The sequence below is a fragment of the Winogradskyella pacifica genome (genome assembly GCF_003386275.1).
Taxonomy (GTDB): domain Bacteria; phylum Bacteroidota; class Bacteroidia; order Flavobacteriales; family Flavobacteriaceae; genus Winogradskyella; species Winogradskyella pacifica.
Genome location: NZ_QREI01000006.1, coordinates 101,132 through 119,098, shown reverse-complemented (window position 1 = coordinate 119,098; position 17,967 = coordinate 101,132). Strand labels below are relative to the sequence as shown.

General features: G+C 33.8%; 18 protein-coding genes. 5 read left to right on the top strand and 13 right to left on the bottom strand.

The annotated features are described in order from the left end of the window. Nucleotides 1–65: 65 nt before the first annotated feature. From DFQ09_RS13190 to DFQ09_RS13140, 11 genes are all read right to left on the bottom strand, one after another. On the bottom strand, nt 66–1,910 hold the full coding sequence (locus tag DFQ09_RS13190; protein ID WP_115811086.1) for a PLP-dependent aminotransferase family protein: 1,845 nt from the start codon (nt 1,908–1,910) through the stop codon (nt 66–68). A 304-nt stretch (nt 1,911–2,214) separates the two neighbouring features. After that, nucleotides 2,215–3,030: a hypothetical protein gene (locus DFQ09_RS13185; protein WP_115811084.1), complete on the bottom strand. Its 816-nt coding sequence runs from the start codon at nt 3,028–3,030 to the stop codon at nt 2,215–2,217. Between the two features lie 339 nt (nt 3,031–3,369). Beyond that, nucleotides 3,370–3,813, bottom strand: coding sequence for a hypothetical protein (locus DFQ09_RS13180; protein ID WP_115811082.1), 444 nt, complete (start codon nt 3,811–3,813; stop codon nt 3,370–3,372). Next, nucleotides 3,810–4,370 carry a hypothetical protein gene (locus DFQ09_RS13175; RefSeq protein WP_115811080.1) on the bottom strand — a complete coding sequence of 187 codons (561 nt, stop codon included), beginning with the start codon at nt 4,368–4,370 and terminating at the stop codon, nt 3,810–3,812. Before DFQ09_RS13175 ends, DFQ09_RS13180 begins: the two co-directional genes overlap by 4 nt. A gap of 178 nt (nt 4,371–4,548) precedes the next feature. After that, a complete protein-coding gene (locus DFQ09_RS13170) occupies nt 4,549–5,145 on the bottom strand; it encodes a mobile mystery protein B (RefSeq protein ID WP_115811078.1) in 597 nt (198 codons plus the stop codon). Then, nucleotides 5,136–5,597, bottom strand: coding sequence for a mobile mystery protein A (locus tag DFQ09_RS13165; protein ID WP_115811076.1), 462 nt, complete (start codon nt 5,595–5,597; stop codon nt 5,136–5,138). The genes DFQ09_RS13170 and DFQ09_RS13165 overlap by 10 nt, the downstream gene beginning before the upstream one ends. A 183-nt stretch (nt 5,598–5,780) precedes the next feature. Next, entirely contained in the window at nt 5,781–7,961 is a 2,181-nt protein-coding gene (locus DFQ09_RS13160) for a B12-binding domain-containing radical SAM protein (protein ID WP_115811074.1), read from the bottom strand. Nucleotides 7,962–8,217: 256 nt separating this feature from the next. Continuing rightward, nucleotides 8,218–9,162, bottom strand: coding sequence for a tRNA dihydrouridine synthase (locus DFQ09_RS13155; RefSeq protein ID WP_115811072.1), 945 nt, complete (start codon nt 9,160–9,162; stop codon nt 8,218–8,220). 86 nt (nt 9,163–9,248) lie between these two features. Next, on the bottom strand, nt 9,249–10,136 hold the full coding sequence (locus DFQ09_RS13150) for a dienelactone hydrolase family protein (protein WP_115811070.1): 888 nt from the start codon (nt 10,134–10,136) through the stop codon (nt 9,249–9,251). Nucleotides 10,137–10,212: 76 nt separating this feature from the next. Beyond that, nucleotides 10,213–10,620 (bottom strand): hypothetical protein, encoded by a 408-nt coding sequence (locus DFQ09_RS13145; protein ID WP_115811068.1) that lies wholly within the window; start codon nt 10,618–10,620, stop codon nt 10,213–10,215. An 11-nt stretch (nt 10,621–10,631) separates the two neighbouring features. Further along, entirely contained in the window at nt 10,632–11,222 is a 591-nt protein-coding gene (locus DFQ09_RS13140) for an FMN-binding negative transcriptional regulator (RefSeq protein ID WP_115811066.1), read from the bottom strand. A 92-nt stretch (nt 11,223–11,314) separates the two neighbouring features. Between DFQ09_RS13140 and radC the strand changes: the two genes are divergently transcribed. From radC to DFQ09_RS13120, 4 genes are all read left to right on the top strand, one after another. After that, complete coding sequence (gene radC, locus DFQ09_RS13135) at nt 11,315–12,016, top strand: RadC family protein (RefSeq protein ID WP_115811064.1); 702 nt, start codon at nt 11,315–11,317, stop codon at nt 12,014–12,016. A gap of 91 nt (nt 12,017–12,107) precedes the next feature. Beyond that, entirely contained in the window at nt 12,108–13,403 is a 1,296-nt protein-coding gene (locus tag DFQ09_RS13130) for a polysaccharide deacetylase family protein (RefSeq protein ID WP_115811062.1), read from the top strand. Continuing rightward, nucleotides 13,400–14,086, top strand: a complete 687-nt coding sequence (locus DFQ09_RS13125; protein ID WP_115811060.1) for a YjjG family noncanonical pyrimidine nucleotidase — start codon at nt 13,400–13,402, stop codon at nt 14,084–14,086. The genes DFQ09_RS13130 and DFQ09_RS13125 overlap by 4 nt, the downstream gene beginning before the upstream one ends. Before the next feature lie 11 nt (nt 14,087–14,097). Further along, nucleotides 14,098–14,892 (top strand): PD-(D/E)XK nuclease family protein, encoded by a 795-nt coding sequence (locus DFQ09_RS13120; protein WP_115811059.1) that lies wholly within the window; start codon nt 14,098–14,100, stop codon nt 14,890–14,892. Nucleotides 14,893–14,924: 32 nt separating this feature from the next. Here DFQ09_RS13120 and DFQ09_RS13115 read toward each other — a convergent pair whose 3' ends face one another. Beyond that, nucleotides 14,925–16,202 carry a replication-associated recombination protein A gene (locus DFQ09_RS13115; protein WP_115811058.1) on the bottom strand — a complete coding sequence of 426 codons (1,278 nt, stop codon included), beginning with the start codon at nt 16,200–16,202 and terminating at the stop codon, nt 14,925–14,927. A 150-nt stretch (nt 16,203–16,352) separates the two neighbouring features. On the opposite strand from DFQ09_RS13115, the gene DFQ09_RS13110 reads away from it, so the two are divergent. Continuing rightward, complete coding sequence (locus DFQ09_RS13110) at nt 16,353–17,114, top strand: rhomboid family intramembrane serine protease (protein WP_115811056.1); 762 nt, start codon at nt 16,353–16,355, stop codon at nt 17,112–17,114. Nucleotides 17,115–17,200: 86 nt separating this feature from the next. Here the strand turns inward: DFQ09_RS13110 and rlmB are convergent, their stop codons facing one another. Continuing rightward, a complete protein-coding gene (rlmB, locus tag DFQ09_RS13105) occupies nt 17,201–17,935 on the bottom strand; it encodes a 23S rRNA (guanosine(2251)-2'-O)-methyltransferase RlmB (RefSeq protein ID WP_115811054.1) in 735 nt (244 codons plus the stop codon). Nucleotides 17,936–17,967 lie beyond the last annotated feature (32 nt).

The window sequence follows — 17,967 nt, the reverse complement described above, 5'->3', positions numbered from 1 at the left end:
TAGAATACATATAGATTCTTCGGTCATGCTTCCCTCAGAATGACAACTGGTAAATTATTAAAATTTTAAATCTTAGAAACAAATTCCAAAAACACCGCTTTATGCTTTTCCAAATCTAAATCTGGAGATAAGGACACACGTGCAATATAATCTTTGTCACCTTCTTTTGTGGTACCTTGAGTTGAGGTTGCAGGAATCGTCCAATAACAGCCTTTTAACTGTCCGTAACTCACGCAATATTTGCTTTCGTTCGGGATTTCGGTAATCATTAAATTGATTAACCTGTGATTTAAAGCACGTTTATACGTTTCTTTTTCTTCTGCAGTATTTCCTTTTGTAGGAAGATCTAATGAAAACACAGATGGAGTAAAGCCTTGTGCTGCCAATTCTTCTGAAACAAAATTGATTTTTGCATCAGGTAAAGTGTCATGAATAAAATTCACGAACTCACGCGTATTTTTATAAGCATCTGCAATACGCTGATTCATGGATGGCAATTGCTTAGCCAAAATCTCATATTGAAGCGCAGTCGCCTCATTATCGCAAAGCGTGAGATGTAATGCAATTTTATCCATTAAAGCATCTACTTTAGTATTTCCTACAATATAACCCGCTGTACATTTTCCACCACTCGGGAATTTAGAACCACTCGCATAAGAAATCGTACGGACTGTAGATAATATTTCACCTTCACCTAAAAAGTGCACATTAGGACAAAAGGTTTGATCTAATATAAACACAGGATCTATCGCGATGTCGCCAGAAGCCGTTTTACGTTCTTTGCTTAAAGCTTCTTTTAATTTTTGTAAATCCGGAACTTCAACACGCGGGTTGGTTGGGATTTCAGCAATGATATAAGGAATGGCATCGTCGTGGGCAATTTTATCTAAAACGGTATGAATGCTTTGCACCATATCATTATCACCATCTACGGGTAAATCAACCACTTCCACATTATCTAAACAAGCCGCCACTCGTCTGGCTTGGTCATTGGTGCCTCCGTAACAATTTGGTGGTACTACAAATTTAATCGCTTTGCCTTTATGGAGTTCTAAGGAATAGTCCACCAAGCCCATCATAATGGCATACTGAACCGACAATCCGCTAGAACCGACTAAAGGCTGAGACGTTGTGCCATTAATCTCCTTAATAGAGTTTAGAACACTTGCTTTATTCGCTTTAAGATGACTGTCTTCATTGGTAATCGAAGTGTGTTCGGTTAACGCTTTTAAAGCCACCAAACAATTCGCAGGAGTCATAGCAATCGTTTCGCGACGTCTCACATGCTGAATGTCTGAAATATAACCATGGTTTTGCTCACCATTAACTAATAATAAACTTCCTAAATGGGCATGATTATTAATATAAAAGTCAATATTTGGGTTGAGTTCAGTTATAGAGAATTCATGTTGTTCTGAAATGAAAACCGTACTGCCTTTAAACTCTAGAATAGCATTTGTACTATCAACTTTTATGACATCAAAATTATAACCATAAACCTGCTTGATAATATCAACATCGAAAAATTCTGGAAGTTCGCCTGTATATACTATTTGGGTCTTTTTGTTTTCTAATAAGTTAGTTCTCAAAATAGACAACACAGGAACCGTTTGTGACGAAAAACTAATTACGTGTTCTGGTTGTAGTCCATGTAAGTTGGCGATGGCCCATTCTAAAATACAAGATAAGGGATGCCCTAAACGAATATAATCGTAAGCGGTTGGTAATTCGCGTAATGCCGATGGCTCAGTGCTATTGGCATTGAATAACAACTCAAACTCATCTAAAAACTGTGTTTTAGCTAATTTCTCGTTGTAAATATCTAAACGATGCGTAGTTAGACCTAACCAGTCAGTTGGCATGTTTTTTAGAACGTCTTTTATGTAATTTAGGGTTTTATTGTCTTGCATAATTCTCAATTTTCAATATGCAAAAATATGGATTAATTAAATGGATGTAGAAGGTTTAACAAGACGTTTTGATATGGTCTGTTGATTTGATTTAATTGGAAGTTAAATCATAAAATGAATATTACGATTACTTAAATTATTTAAAGACTTTTTAATATTTTCTTAGTTTTGTTATTCTGGAGGATAACGATGAAATGTATAGATTAATTAATCGATTAACAAAAACAATCGATTATATATTAGGAAAGAGAAAAACCTTATTGGATATAAGTTAGCTTTTACTATGTTTCAAAAAATGTAAAATCTAATTCTTTGATTTTTTGTATTTCTTTCTGAGTTCATTTACTGTGTTTTTTAGATTATCATTTTCATCAATAATTTCATCAAATTTTTTGTTTAGTATAGTGTTTGTATTCAACCTAATGTTATTGGTCTTGTAAAGTGATAATATTAAAAGAGACATTATTGTAATTAATGCAATGCTAAAAATAGTTGTAATCCTAGTGAGGTTTGCTTCTTTTTCTAGTTGGTCTATTTTAGAAATATTTAAATTATTAATATTTACTTCTTTTTGCCCTGAAATTTTACCTAGGATATCAAAATTTGGGGTATCTGATGAATTATGTATTGTATAAATTTTTAGATGAAAGAATTCACCCGGATCTATAATCTTTTTATTGAGAATGATATCAGTCTCATCTGAATTTACAATTATATCCTTAAAATAACTGTCATCGCTAGTTGTTATTAACTCAGGTTTTTTTATTAATTTACTATTAATCAATTTAATTCCAAATGGAATATTTAAATCATAATCATTCGTAGTAATACTTGTATTTCCTGTATTTATTATTTCGATCACTGCAATTGATATGTTTTTTTCTAAATCTAGAATATTTATTGAGTCATAAGTAATCTCTAAATTTTTAATATCTTCTTTCACTTCTATGAGAGGTGTATTTGTAAGAACGTTGAACCTTAATTCAGATTTTGGGATATTTATGAAGTTGGAGAAAATAAAATAAAACAAACCTAATATTAGACCTAAGACACTTAATATTCGGCTTATTTTAGGCCACGTTTTACTTGCATTTAAATTGAGGTTTTTATCAATAGCCATAAAAGTATTTTTAAATTAATCAACGTTTCTTTTCTATTTATAAAAATATAACATTTAATGGAACTCAAACTTAATACATCTATCTGTTTTTCGATTTAGCAAGCACAGGAATAAATTTTTCAAGAGGAAGAATCGTAGAATAAGAATGACATCATATAAATTGCCAAATATTAAAAGTATACATATCAGTATAATTTACAAATATGTATACTTTTTTGTAAAAGCATTTCGACGAATCTAAATGTGAGAGTAGATTTGAGGTTTTAGTTGTTGCTCAAACTTAAAGCCCAGAATTTCTCATAACATTTACATACTTAGTACAGGAAAACGATCTAAAACCTATTCCCCAGAACCAAAAACCCTCTGCCACACCAAAACAACCTTATGCTTAATCTTAGTCGAGTTAGATACTACAAAAGCAAAACCCATAGTAGTCAGCAAGGCAATAAAAGCAAGTGCACCAAGTGCTCCTCCATAACCATCAAAGACATGGTTTTTAGTTATGTATATCGCAGTGAATAGACTTCCTGCTATGGCAAGCAAGGTGTAACTTTTTAAGGTTTTAGAAGATACCATACCTATAAACGAGGTGCCAACAAATACAATAGGTAAATGTTCTGATAAATAGCCATTTAGTAGGTTAGGGAAGGCATAAAAAAATAAGCCTACAATGAGTGAGAGTAAAGCAGAAGCTTTTACAGCGCCAAGTCGTAAGTGTTCGCTAACAAAGTAAGTGAGTGTAGCTCCTAAAATTCCGGTGATGATGAGTATAAATGTATTCATACCAATAACGAATACATTAGAGTCGCTGTGATAACACCAGCAAAGGCCATAGTGCCTAATTTTCCGCCAACACCAAGAAATAAATTCTTAGAAATCATAAAAAATAGTCCTGCCAGAGTACCAGCTGCAAGAACAAAACCAATAGATGGAGTGGTTGCTACACTAGACATACCTACAAAAGCTCCACAATAGATACTTGTTGGTATTTCTTTTAAGTAGTTCGATTTTTTATTTAGGGAAGGTGCGAATGATGCTAGTGTGCCTACGATGCCCATGGATAAAATAGGGCCTAAACCTCCGTTGACATTTAAGAGATAACATAATACGGCTCCAATAGGCACCCAAATAACGACAGATATTTTTTCGTAAGCGTAATCTTCGTGGTGAAGATCTAAATATTTGTAACCAAAAATGATAGTGGCTATAATGACAAGCGCAACAATTATTAAGGCTGCATTGGTTTCGTAATGCGCATTTACAATCATGGATAAAAATGTAATCTGCGTAAATAAAACAGTAGCGACCATTAAAAATCGAATGGCTTTATGTTTTCTCATTAAGAATTTTTGGTTTTTTGCTTTGGGGCTTAGTTTGATAACTTAGTCTTAGAAGATGCAAAGGTCTAAGAAAATTTTTAAGAGGCAAATTGTAGGGTGGAAATTTAGAGTTTAAAATCAAAAAATGATACTGCCAATGTGAGGAATACTTAAGAATATTGAGGGGTGTATTTGCTTTTTAACTTTGAGCAAATTCAATTAGAGGATGAATATTGCCGCCATCAGCCTGCTTTAAAGCCAAAATGTAACCTTTCCTGACGTCATCTGCTTTTACCATATTTGAGGTATGCCAAGAGAATATATCTTTTTTGAAAATAGATTCCATAATAATATCTGCCATTAGTCTAGAGTGTCTGCCGTTTCCGTTTGGAAAACAATGAATGGCTACAAGTCTATGTTTAAATCTAATGGCGATTTCTTTTGGTGGATAAGTATTGTGGTCTACCCAATAATTGGCATCATCTAATAAGGTTTTTAATTGGGTACTAATTGCTGTCCACTTTATACCAATATTTTTGTCAGCGGTTCTAAAGTTTCCAGCCCATTTCCAGATGTCACCGTACATTTTTTTGTGTAAGGCTTTTATGAATTTTTCTGATAAGATACGGTCTGGCTTTAATTTGGTGCTAATGCTCCATTCTACAGCCTTTTCAATATTTAGTTGCTCAAATTCGTCTAATTCTTTTTGGGTAGTTATGGATTTTATTTTGAGACCTTCTTTTTCGTCTTCATCTAATGGAGTCTGTCCATCTTTATAGTGTAAATTTAATCCCATAATGACTTTCGCATTTCGCGTTTAATTTCGTTTGCTAAATCTGTTATGGATGCATTGATTTTTTTATCACTAATACCTTGGTCTTCTAATGTCATGGTTTGATGAGTTCTCAAGACAATTTTACGAGCTAATTTTTCGGCTTGTATATTTATTAGGTTTTCAATGGTTTCATCTTCGGGAACAAAACCGTAGACTAATTTCATATTTAATGCTTTTCCTACTTTCTGTAATTTATGAATCGTTATTTGACCTGTAGCTTCACGTTCTTCAATTTTTTGAACTGCACCTTTTGTTTTATTCAGTTTTGTACCCAATTGATCCATTGTCATATTCAAAGCAGTTCTTATGGTATGAATCCATCCTTTTTCTGGAATCGTTACCGTTGCAGCACCTCTAAATTCAGCTAATTTAGAATCTAATTGCTCTATGAGTAGTTTATGTTTATTTCTCATAAGTCTAATTTTGTATACATATAAGTATGTTTTATTTTATAAAAGTATACAAATATGTATACAAAACAAAATAAAAGTATACGAATATGTATACTTTTGACTGTAAAGTCAACATATTGTTTTACAAAAAAACAGAAAAAGTCAAGTTGTAAGTTTTCTTTTTAGATGGTTTTAAACCAAACCCTACAAAACTAAAAGTCCAGAATCACGCAAAACGTTTACAGGTTTAGCATACCAAAACAATTCAAAATCTTCAAATTGGGTTTCAAAACTCGTTTTTAATTGCTTATACGATTGTGGTTTGTGTTGAGGTGTGATATCTTCTAAGATATCTAAAAGCCAAAGGCCTTTCTCTTTTTCTAGCGTAATCTGAAAACTATCTGCCGTATCATGAAACGTGAATTCTAAGAAGTCTTTAGTGGTTCCTTTTTTCGTTTTTGAAAATTCAGACACTAAAGGCATGCTACCTAACCACACAATTTTTGCGGTTGGTTTAATGTTGAAAACAGGTTCTTGTGCTAATGAATTATAAATAAAATCGGGATCGATATCGGTTTCTGGAATGTCAAAATCGAACCAATCTTGTAAAGGAATATCAAATCCAATACCATGCATAAAATTAAAGAGTGATTTCTTTAACCCGAAACTAAACTGCGTATGATCGATACCAGTCGTATCGGTAAAATCCACATCATTATTCGCAAAACTGATGTTTTTGTAATTTGGAGTAATGCCATACTCTTCGGGATGTAAACCCACAGGACTATGCGCTGTTAATGCAAATTGATGCCAAAAACCAGATTGTAACACGCCAACTTCAAACAACTGACGTACCATTTCTAAACTATCTACCGTTTCTTGAACCGTTTGCGTTGGGTAGCCATACATTAAGTACGAATGCACCATAATGTTGGCTTCTGTAAAATTGCGTGTCACCTGCGCCACTTGCTCAACGGTGACACCTTTGTCAATGAGTTTTAACAACCGATCTGAGGCGACTTCCAATCCGCCAGAAACAGCAATACAACCAGAGGCTTTCAATAAAATACAAAGATCTTGTGTGAAGTTTTTTTCGAATCTAATGTTGGTCCACCAGGTGACGCTGAGGTTGCGTTTTATGATTTCGAGCGCCAAGGCTTTCATCAAAGATGGAGGAGCCGCTTCATCTACATAGTGAAATCCGGTTTCACCAGTTTGTGCAATGAGCGTTTCCATGCGGTCTACCAAAAGCGACGCAGCAACAGGTTCGTAAATTTTAATATAGTCTAAGGATATATCGCAAAAGGTACATTTTCCCCAATAACAACCGTGTGCCATGGTGAGTTTGTTCCATCTGCCATCGCTCCATAAACTGTGCATGGGGTTGGCAATTTCTATAACAGAGATATAACGATCTAATGGTAAATCGGAATAATCAGGTGTACCAACATCTGCTTGTTTGTAATCTGAGGATGTGCTGTTGTTTTTATAAGCGATGGTTCCGTTTTCGAGAATAAAGGTGCGTTTGAATGTGGTTTCGTTTTTAAGAACCGCATTGTAAAGTAACTCAATAGGCAATTCACCATCATCTAAGGTGATAAAGTCGAAAAATTCAAATACTCTAATGTCAGTAACGGAGCGTAATTCGGTATTAGGAAATCCGCCTCCCATGGCGATTTTTATCTCAGGATAATTCGCTTTTATAAATTGTGCACAGCGAAATGCACTATATAAATTCCCAGGAAATGGTACCGAAAAACAAATGAGTTTGGGTTGTATGTCTTTAATCCGAGTCTCTAATAATTCTAATGTGATTTGATCGATGTAAGTTTCATCATCTTGCAGTTGTGCATATAGCGCATCAAAGGCATTGGCACTTTGGCCTAAACGTTCTGCGTAACGGCTAAATCCAAAATCGGGATCAATACACTCTACAATAAAATCGGATAAATCTTCAATATAAAGCGTTGCTAAATGTTTGGCTTTGTCTTGCATTCCCATCGCACCAAACGCATAATCCATATCATCTAACTGTGCAAAACGCGAGGCTTGAGGAAGAAAATTGGTGGTGCAAATCTGTCTCGCAAAGGTTTGATTTTTGCCTTGTAGAAATAAGATGATATCATCCAAGGACTTTAAATAATGCGCTTTTAAAGCATAAATACGTTCGCAATTTTCGGATTGAATACGATCATTATCGAAAGCCAATTGAAAGATTTCTTCAAAAGTTTCTTTTTTGAATAACTCTAAAATCACCTCAATACCCAAATCCATTTGAAACGCGCCAATTCCTTTGGTGTTTAGAAACCCTTTGAGGTAGGCGGTTCCTGGATACGGAGTGTTTAATTGGGTAAATGGAGGTGTTATAAGTAGGAGGTCTTTCATTGGTTGAAATTGAAAATGAAAACGAATTTGAATTTGAAGCTGAACTAGAAATTAAATTTGAATTAATTGATTACAAAGGTAGAGTTAATAATGAAATTAAAATCGAAAACTAAAAAGTTGAATGCTAAGATTGTCCCCTTGAGGGGACTTTTGGGGTGTTTTAAAAATTGAAATTGAAATCAAATGATTACAAAGATAGTTTGAAAATAGTTCTCTTTATGAGATTCTTCGCGTTGCTCAGAATGACAAAAGATAGTTACCCATTCTTCAAAATCTCACTAACAGCTTGCTGATACGCTCTCGGATTATTCGCTTTTTTAATTTTCTTAAATGCTTTCTGCGGATTTGAAAACGACTGAGAAAAGTATTCCCAAAACCCTTGCATTTTCATTTTAATTGGAGTAGGACCAGAAAGTGCCGCATCATATTGCTGATATATGGTATCATGGAATTCTCTAAAAATATCCCATCGGTTTTCTGGGTATTCAGTCGTGTCGTTTTTAATCATGCTTGGTAAAAACGGATCAGCAATTAATCCTCTGCCAATCATAAAATGATCGATACTCGGAAAACGTGCTTGCATTTCTTTCAGTTTGGTAACAGAGGTAATGTCACCATTATAATATAATTTGTGTCTGGTGCTTTCTATACACTTTTCAAAAGCCTCAAGATTCACACCTCCCTTATAAAGTTGTTTGCCTATACGTGCATGAATGGCAATATTTTTAAGCGGATAAGCATCAAGAATAGGGAAGGTATTTAAAATTTCTTCAGGATTCTCGTAACCCATGCGCATTTTCATAGAAACCACTATGTCCGTTTCTTTGTGTACACGTTCTAAAATGTGATTAATTTTTTCAGGATCGCAAATGAGTCCAGAACCCATACCACGATTTGTTACCATTGGATAGGGGCAACCTAAATTCCAGTTCAACTCTTTATACCCTAATTCCTGAATATAATCCACCACGAATAAAAACTCGTCAGCGCTATTGGTCATAATTTGTGGAATGACTTCGAGTTCTGTATTGTTTTCGAGCTGTAAATCGAGTTTATATGAGTTTTTAATAATCAACTTATTGTTAAACCGAATGTAAGGAGCATAAAACGTATCGATGCCACCAAAATAGTGGTTAAAGGCATTCCGAAATCGGAAGTCTGTAAACCCTTGTAATGGTGATGATAAAAGCGTAATGGACATTTCGTTTTATGTTTTTAAGTTGATTTTTTTACGACCGCTAAATAACAAAAAACTAATGTATTATTCTGATGAACGTACGTGGTTTATTATTTTAAATGGGTCTTGAAAAAAGCGATGGTACGTTCCCAAGATAAAGTTGCCGCTGGTTTATCATATCTTGGTGTGGTGTTATTGTGAAAACCATGATTCACATCAGGATAAATATAAGCTGTATATTCAATATTATTGGCTTTTAAAATTTCTTCAAAAGCTGGCCAACCAGCATTGACTCTAGTGTCTAATTCCCCATATTGGAGTAGAAGTGGAGCTTTTATTTTGGCAGCATCTTCAGCTTCTGGTTGTCGGCCATAATACGGCACTGCTGCTCCTAAATCTGGTAAGCGTACGGCCATCATATTAGAAATCCAGCCTCCAAAACAGAACCCAACAACTCCGACGTTGCCATCACAATTATCATGATTTTTAAGGTAATGATAGGCTGCAATAAAATCTTCGAGCATTTCCTGTTGGTTACGCTCTTTTTGCATTGTTCTGCCGTCATCATCATTTCCTGGATAACCACCAAGTGGACTTAGTGCATCTGGAGCTAAAGAAATAAAACCTTCTTTTGCGGTGCGTCTGCCTACATCTTCAATATATGGATTTAAACCTCTGTTTTCATGCACCACAATAACACCTGGTAATTTGGTTTTATTATCCTTTGGTTGGGATAGTAAACCTTTTATGGTGCCACCTCCTTTTGGAGATTCATAAGTTATAAAATCCGAATCTAAAGTAGGATCATTAGGTGCTACTAATAAATTATCGATGTAATTAGGAGATACAAAACTCAATAATGAAGAAACGGTTAAGCCACCTACAGCGTATAATGATAGCTTTTCAACAAATTGTCTTCTGTTGAGTTTGTTGTGGGCATAGTCATCGTATAAATCGAAAACTTCTTGTTTAATATCTTCTTTTTTTAAGTCTTTCATAAGTCGCTGTTTTAATTAAGGGTAAACCAATGTATTAAATTACAAATTTTGAAAACTATAAACTCTTATTTTGTAATTATTTAACACGATTAAGGGTAATAGAATTATCTCCAAACGCAGTAGGTCTTTCATTATTAAAACTTAGGTCAAAAATGAAAGTATCTACATCTGTGAATTCTGCGATACCAAGAATTTTATTAGATTCTCCAGATTGTATTTTTGTAATTGTGAAATCAACTTCAATAGGGTTGGTGTCGTAATTAATGGTATAAGTCATTTTTCCTTTTTGACCTTTGATGTAAAACTCCTTGCCACCCATAACTTCGCCATTGATTTCAAAAGCTGCATAACCGTCGTTGTCAAATGTTATATACCCAATTTGGTTTTGGTCTTCACCAGCCCATTTGCCTATGAAATCTTCTTTTTTAGTTGTGGTATTGAGTAGTAACAGTGGAATAATAAAAAATGTAAATAGATACTTCATGGTCTTTGGGTTTAAAATACTTTATTTAAAAATTGAATAACACTTGCTTGATTAGCTCTAACTAATTCTTCACGAGCAGCTATGATATCGTTTGGCTTTTTGTCTTGTGATAGTTTAAATTTTCCTTCCCAATGGGTAATTTCAATTTCAAACATTAAAATATAATCGAGATATTTATCTAATCGCAGATTATCGGTACTTAAAATGTACTTATGGTCGGGTGCTTCCAAAAATTCAGTCATGCTAATTAAAGACTGTTTTAACGCTGCTTTATCTGGGTTTTCTTGGACATTTCCTTTAAGATGCACCTTAATATAATTCCATGTTGGGAGTTGCGTACTCGAAAAAATACTTGGAGAAATATAACACTCTGGTCCACTAAAAATAAGGGTCACCTCTGTGTTGTTTTGCAACAATTGTGCGTGTGGATTGTTAATGTCAATATGACCAATCAATTTTCCATTACTATAAATTAATGGTAAATGCGTAATTAGCGGCTCATTATTATCAACTGAAATAACAGTTGCTAAAGGATACGTTTTTATCACTTCAATCATATGATTGATGTCGTTATCTTGATGATGTTGCGGAGGATAATTCATGTTTTATCTGCCTAAATGGGGGTTAAATCCTTGTTTTAAAATTTATACTAATTTAATGACATTCGAAATTTACAATTTTTTATCTTTAATGCATGTCAGAAAAACCAGCTTCATTTTCAATTAAAAATTGGTCTCAAGACGATCAGCCTAGAGAAAAACTTAGAGACAAAGGTAAAACAACCCTTAGTGATGCTGAGTTAATCGCTATTTTAATAGGTTCAGGAAACAGAGAGGAAAGTGCTGTGGCCTTGTGCAAGCGTATTTTTGCAAGTGTTGATAATAACTTAAATGCCTTGGGTAAACTCACCATTGCGCAACTTATGGAGTTTAAAGGTATTGGAGAAGCTAAAGCCATATCAATTGTTGCTGCATTAGAATTAGGACGTCGCCGTCGTTTGGAAGACGCTATGCAATTGGATAAGATTTCATCGAGCCGTTCGGTTTTTGATGTGATGCAACCTATACTTGGAGATTTACCACATGAAGAATTTTGGATTTTATACCTTAACAATTCTAATAAAGTGATTCGCAAAAACCAATTAAGTAAAGGAGGAATAACAGGGACTTTGGTAGATGTGCGATTGGTGCTTAAAAATGCGCTAGAAGTTGGGGCAGTAGCTTTAATATTGTGTCACAATCACCCATCGGGCACTTTAAAACCAAGTCAGGCGGATAAAGACATTACAAAAAAATTAAAAACAGCTGCTCAAAGCTTAGATATTTCGGTTTTAGATCATCTCATTATTACGGAGAATGCCTATTATAGTTTTGCTGATGAGAATCAAATGGGGTAAACTTTAAAAATAGATCCACAGACAACCGTTATAATTAGAGCGTTTACGGTTGGAATTTGTTATTTTTAACCTTTGGAATTCACAATACTTTATGCTACTCGTTTATACACATAAAATCACACCACGCGTTACCTATACGTTTAAGCATATATGCAAGCGTATTTTAGGTGTTGAGGTGCTTTTTACGTCTAAGGTTGAAGATTTTATTGCTCACGATAGTCTTAAGATGTCTTATACAAAACAGCCCTTAAGTAACGAGTTATTTATTAGAAGTAACGAGTTATTATTTGAAACAGGTCTATCGGATATCGATATTAATGTACTGCAATGGGAAAACACAAAAGGATTTTTTGCTACCGGGGAACGAAGTGATTTGCCTTTCGATATTTTTGCAGCATCTTTTTATTTATTAAGTCGGTATGAAGAATATTTACCTCATGTAAAGGATGATTACGGACGATTTTTAGCCTCTGAAAGTCTAGCGTTTGAAAATAGATTTCTACACCAACCTGTTGTAGATATTTGGGCATATAAACTTAAGGATGTTTTAAAATTACGCTTTCCAGATTATGAGTTTCCTACGCGGAACTATAAAGTACAACCTGTAATTGATGTGCCAATGGCATATTACTTTAAATACAAAGGCTTTTTAAGAACCATCGGAGGCACGTTAAATGATCTTCGGCGTTTACGAATAAAACAGTTGTATTATAGATACTCAGTGCTTTTTGGTTTAAAACGCGATCCTTACGATACGTTCAAATGGATTATTAGGAAACAAAAACAACATCCTTTTAAATTTATGGTATTGTTTCTAATAGGTGACTATTCAACCTATGATAAAAACATAAACACCAACAAAAAAGAGTTTGTTTCCCTGATTAAGTCCGTTGCCGACTATTGTGATGTAGGCTTAAAAGCGTCCTATTTTTCTTTAAATGATATTTCGATTCTAAAGAAGGAAAAAAATAAAATGGAATCCACAATACATACGGATTTAAAAGCTGTGCGTCATTCGTTTTCAAAGTTGAATTTACCAACATCGTATCGTAATTTAGTCGAATTAGAAATTCATCAAGATTTTACAATGGGTTACATTAATACATTAGGTTTTAGAGCCGGTACTTGTACGCCTTTTCAATTTTACGATTTAGACTACGAAGTGCAAACACCATTGCAAATTAATCCATACCATTGTTTAGATTTTGCATTATTGAAGTACAATTCGCAATTGGATAAAACAGAGCATTTACAAAAGATAATTAATGAAGTAAAAGCGGTAAATGGTACTTTTACACCTGTATTTCATAATTATACGTTTAGTGATTTAGAACGCTGGAAAGGATTTAGATCATTATTTAATTTAATATTAGAATCAGCAGAATGAAAACCCAAATTAAACATGTTTTTTTCGACTTAGATCATACGCTTTGGGATTTTGATAAAAACTCAGGTTTAACCTTTGAAAAGATTTTTAATCTGAATAAGATTAATGTAAACCTTATTGATTTTTTATCGGTTTACGAACCTATCAATTTTAAGTATTGGAAGCTTTATAGAGAAGAGAAAGTCACAAAAGGGGCATTGCGTTATGGAAGATTAAAAGAGGCTTTTGATGGAGTAGGAGTTGTGGTTGAAGATGATATGATTCACCTTTTGTCTGACGCTTATATAGAACAATTATCCTCATTTAACCACCTGTTTGATGGTACTTTTGAAATTCTGGATTATTTAAAAAGTAAATATGAATTGCATATTATTACCAATGGTTTTGAAGAGGCACAAGAGAAAAAGATGACAACCTCTAATATCAGATCGTATTTTCAAACTGTTACCAATTCGGAAATGGTTGGGGTTAAAAAACCAAATCCTAAAATTTTTAATTTTGCTTTAAATTTAGCTAAGGCAAATGCCAATGAAAGTGTTATGATTGGAGACAATATTGAAGCCGATATTGAAGGTGCGCATAAAATAGGCATGCAAACCATCCATTTTGATTATAATGATTCGTATAATAATCATAGTTATAATCGCATCACGAATTTAAAAATGCTTATTAATCACCTTTAAAATTTAAATCCATGTTTAAGAAAATAATATTTACCATTTCATTTGTTATCATAAGTTGTTTAGGATATGCACAAAAAAATATGAATGATTATAAATATATAATTATTCCGAAAGCGTATGAATTCTCTAAAAGTGATGATCAGTACCAACTAAATTCTTTAACTAAATTTTTATTCAATAAGTATGGATATGATGCTTATTTTGTTGAAGAGTTACCCGAAGATTTAAAGTCTGATCGTTGTTTAGGATTAATTGCTGAGGTGTCTAATGATGAAGGTAGTTTGTTTAAAACTAAATTAGAAATTATACTGAAAGATTGTTATGATGTGGTCATTATGAAATCTCAAATAGGTGAATCAAGAGTAAAGGACTATAAAAAGGCATATAACGAAGCTTTAAGAGAAGCATTTGAAACCTTCCAAAACTTTAATTATGAGTATGCTTCTAAAGAAAGTGTTGAAGCTAAACCTAAAGAAGAAAAGCAATCTTTGACATATGTTGAAGTTAAAGAAACTAGTAAAATAGAGGAAACTAAAGTTAAACCTAAGGACGTAACTACGAAAACTGCAGCCATATCATCTAACGAAGTAAAGCAAGAGCTGTATTATGCACAAGCCATAACAAATGGATTTCAGTTAGTAAACTCAGAACCAAAGGTTGTTATGATTTTGTTGAATTCTTCAGCGAAAGATGTCTTTATCGTTAAAGATAAAAATGCCATTGTTTTTAATAAAGAAGGACAGTGGATGTATTCTGAAAATAATGGAGCTTCAACAATAGAGAAAATATTGAATATTAAATTCTAATTTTTCAACAACCAACAACCAACAACCAACAACTAATACCCATATTTCTCTTTCCAGAGCATCTTTAGGTGATTACGCTGCGCTTGCTCTCGAGCGTTATTTCCTGGGTTGTATAATTTAGTGTTGGCTATTTCTTCTGGAAGGAATTCTTGAGCTGCAAAGTTGTTCTCGTAGCTGTGCGAATATTTGTAGGTGTCACCATAACCGAGCTCTTTCATCAGCTTCGTTGGTGCATTTCTCATAGCAATCGGAACTGATAAATCACCAGTATCCCTCACCAATTGTTGTGCTTTACCAATAGCTTCATATGCTGCATTACTTTTTGGAGAACTGGCTAAATAGGTGGCGCACTGACTTAATATAATTCGAGACTCAGGATTGCCAATAACGGATACGGCTTGAAACGTATTATTTGCAATCACTAAAGCTGTAGGATTCGCATTCCCAATATCTTCACTAGATAAAATTAATAATCGTCTAGCTATGAACTTAACGTCTTCTCCTCCTTCAATCATTCGCGCTAAGTAATATACAGCAGCATTTGGATCGCTACCACGAATAGATTTTATAAATGCCGAAATAATATCGTAATGTTGTTCTCCAGCTTTGTCGTAACGAGCGGCTTTGCTCTGTACTTGTTTTGTCACTAAATCATTCGTGATAATAATTTGATCACCTTCAAACGACGCGACTAATAATTCAAAAATATTAAGTAATTTTCTAGCGTCACCTCCAGATAAGCGGAGTAAAGCTTCAGTTTCTTTTAATTCAATTTTTAATTTAGAAAGTGTGGTGTCTTTTTTTATGGCACGTTGTAATAAGGCTTCTAAATCAGCTTTACTAAAAGCATTTAAAGTATAAACTTGGCAACGCGATAATAATGCAGAAATAACTTCAAAACTTGGGTTTTCTGTGGTTGCACCAATTAGCGTTACCCACCCTTTCTCAACAGCTTCTAAAAGTGAATCTTGTTGCGATTTGCTGAAACGATGGATTTCATCAATAAACAATATCGGGTTTTTTGTAGTGAACATACCACCACTTTTCTTAGCTTTATCTATAACGTCTCTAATGTCTTTAACACCAGAATTTATAGCACTTAACTTAAAGAATGGACGGTCAGATTCATTAGCAATTACATTGGCAAGTGTTGTTTTTCCAATGCCAGGAGGTCCCCAAAGTATAAGAGAAGGAATCACACCATTTTTAATTTGCTGATAGAGCATACCATTTTTACCAACTAAATGTTGCTGACTTAAATAATCATCTAATGTATTTGGTCTTAAACGTTCTGCTAATGGAATATTCATAATTCAAAATTACGAAATGCTTTTGTGATGGATTAATGAAATCTATGAAATTGATGTTAAAACTGAAGGGGATGAGTTTTATGTTTCTGCCATTATTTCAGACAATTCAATTTTGGCTATAAATTTGAAAGGGTTTGGTTAAATTTGAATATGAGCAAAACGCAACATTTTAAATACTCTAACACTATTATTATCTATCCTTTGATAATTTTATTTGCTATTTGGTTGGTGTTTTGGTATCAGGTTAGGATCGATAGTGGTATCAAAGCCTTCGGTATTAGACCGCAAAAGTTAGAAGGACTTTCAGGAATAATTACAAGTCCGTTTTTACACGGAGATATTAATCATATTTACAATAATTCGATTCCGCTTTTTGTGCTGACAGTCGCCTTATTTTATTTCTATAATAAGATAGCATGGAAGGTTATGGGCTTTGGTATTTTGCTTTCGGGCTTTATGACTTGGCTTATCGCTAGTTCAGGTAATCATATAGGTGCAAGTGGATTGGTTTATGTCTTAGTCAGCTTTATATTCTTTAAAGGCATATTCGCCAAACATTACCGACTTATAGCGCTATCGTTAGTTGTTATCTTTCTTTATGGAAGTATGATTTGGTATGTCTTTCCTATAAAAAGCGGAATGTCTTGGGAAGGTCACTTAAGCGGTTTAGTTACAGGTTTGGTGTTCGCTTTAATTTTTAGAAAACAAGTTGCCAAACCAGACCGTTATAAATGGGAACAACCAGATTATAACGAAGATGATGATCCATTTATGAAACACTTTGATGAAAACGGGAATTTTATTGAGTTTGAGCCCGAAGTTGAAATTGAAAATGAAGATGAACTCGAAATTGAACCTAAAATAAATCAAGCTCAAAGAATCAATTACATCTTTAAGAAAAAGGAAGACTAAATTTTATCAGCGAAAGAACAGCTAATGTGATTCAAGGTAAAAAATGATTTAAGTTCAATTTTACAATTTTCGCTAAAGGCTATAGGCTAACTACGTTGCCTAACAGCTTCATATAAAAATGCACCACAAGCGACAGAAACATTTAAAGATTCAATCTCTCCTAATATTGGAAGTTTGGCTTGGTCATCAACTACTTTTAAAACTGAAGGATTAATTCCTCTGCCTTCAGAACCCATAATAATGGCACACGGTTCTTTAAACGATACGTCGTATAAAAAGTGCTCTGCTTTTTCTGTTGCTGCAATAACTCTGATTCCTGAAGATTGCATGTGAAAAACAGCATCTTTTATGTGATCTACTTTGCAAATAGGCATTTTAAAGATAGCGCCAGCACTTGTTTTAATAGTATCTCCATTAATAGGAGCTCCACCTTTTTTCTGAATAATGATACCATTAACACCTGTACATTCTGCAGTACGCACAATAGCACCAAAATTTCTAACATCACTTAACTGATCTAATAAAAGAAATAATGGGGTTTTTCCAGATTCGATAACGCTCATTACTAAGTCGTCGATATCATGAAACTCAATTGGTGAAATTTGAGCCACAGCACCTTGATGATTTCCACGAGTTAAACGATTTAGTTTTTCGATAGGTACGTAAGATGAATTGATACCTGCAGAACGAATTGCTTGCTCTAGTTCTTTAAACAATTCACCTTGCAATCCTTTTTGCATAAAAACCTTATCGATGGTTTCGTTAGATTTAATGGCTTCTATAATTGCTCTAATTCCAAAAATGGTGGTTTCGTTTTTCATGCTATAAAAGCTGGGATTTATTTAAAAGTTAT

Coding starts and splice junctions, on each gene's coding strand:
- DFQ09_RS13130 (WP_115811062.1), top strand. CDS start 12,108: ATGCTACTCGTTTATACACATAAAATCACACCACGCGTTACCTATACG.
- DFQ09_RS13140 (WP_115811066.1), bottom strand. CDS start 11,222: ATGAATTATCCTCCGCAACATCATCAAGATAACGACATCAATCATATG.
- DFQ09_RS13175 (WP_115811080.1), bottom strand. CDS start 4,370: ATGAGAAAACATAAAGCCATTCGATTTTTAATGGTCGCTACTGTTTTA.
- DFQ09_RS13185 (WP_115811084.1), bottom strand. CDS start 3,030: ATGGCTATTGATAAAAACCTCAATTTAAATGCAAGTAAAACGTGGCCT.
- DFQ09_RS13165 (WP_115811076.1), bottom strand. CDS start 5,597: ATGAGAAATAAACATAAACTACTCATAGAGCAATTAGATTCTAAATTA.
- radC (WP_115811064.1), top strand. CDS start 11,315: ATGTCAGAAAAACCAGCTTCATTTTCAATTAAAAATTGGTCTCAAGAC.
- DFQ09_RS13150 (WP_115811070.1), bottom strand. CDS start 10,136: ATGAAAGACTTAAAAAAAGAAGATATTAAACAAGAAGTTTTCGATTTA.
- DFQ09_RS13110 (WP_115811056.1), top strand. CDS start 16,353: ATGAGCAAAACGCAACATTTTAAATACTCTAACACTATTATTATCTAT.
- DFQ09_RS13180 (WP_115811082.1), bottom strand. CDS start 3,813: ATGAATACATTTATACTCATCATCACCGGAATTTTAGGAGCTACACTC.
- DFQ09_RS13120 (WP_115811059.1), top strand. CDS start 14,098: ATGTTTAAGAAAATAATATTTACCATTTCATTTGTTATCATAAGTTGT.
- DFQ09_RS13145 (WP_115811068.1), bottom strand. CDS start 10,620: ATGAAGTATCTATTTACATTTTTTATTATTCCACTGTTACTACTCAAT.
- DFQ09_RS13160 (WP_115811074.1), bottom strand. CDS start 7,961: ATGAAAGACCTCCTACTTATAACACCTCCATTTACCCAATTAAACACT.
- DFQ09_RS13155 (WP_115811072.1), bottom strand. CDS start 9,162: ATGTCCATTACGCTTTTATCATCACCATTACAAGGGTTTACAGACTTC.
- DFQ09_RS13125 (WP_115811060.1), top strand. CDS start 13,400: ATGAAAACCCAAATTAAACATGTTTTTTTCGACTTAGATCATACGCTT.
- DFQ09_RS13115 (WP_115811058.1), bottom strand. CDS start 16,202: ATGAATATTCCATTAGCAGAACGTTTAAGACCAAATACATTAGATGAT.
- rlmB (WP_115811054.1), bottom strand. CDS start 17,935: ATGAAAAACGAAACCACCATTTTTGGAATTAGAGCAATTATAGAAGCC.
- DFQ09_RS13170 (WP_115811078.1), bottom strand. CDS start 5,145: ATGGGATTAAATTTACACTATAAAGATGGACAGACTCCATTAGATGAA.
- DFQ09_RS13190 (WP_115811086.1), bottom strand. CDS start 1,910: ATGCAAGACAATAAAACCCTAAATTACATAAAAGACGTTCTAAAAAAC.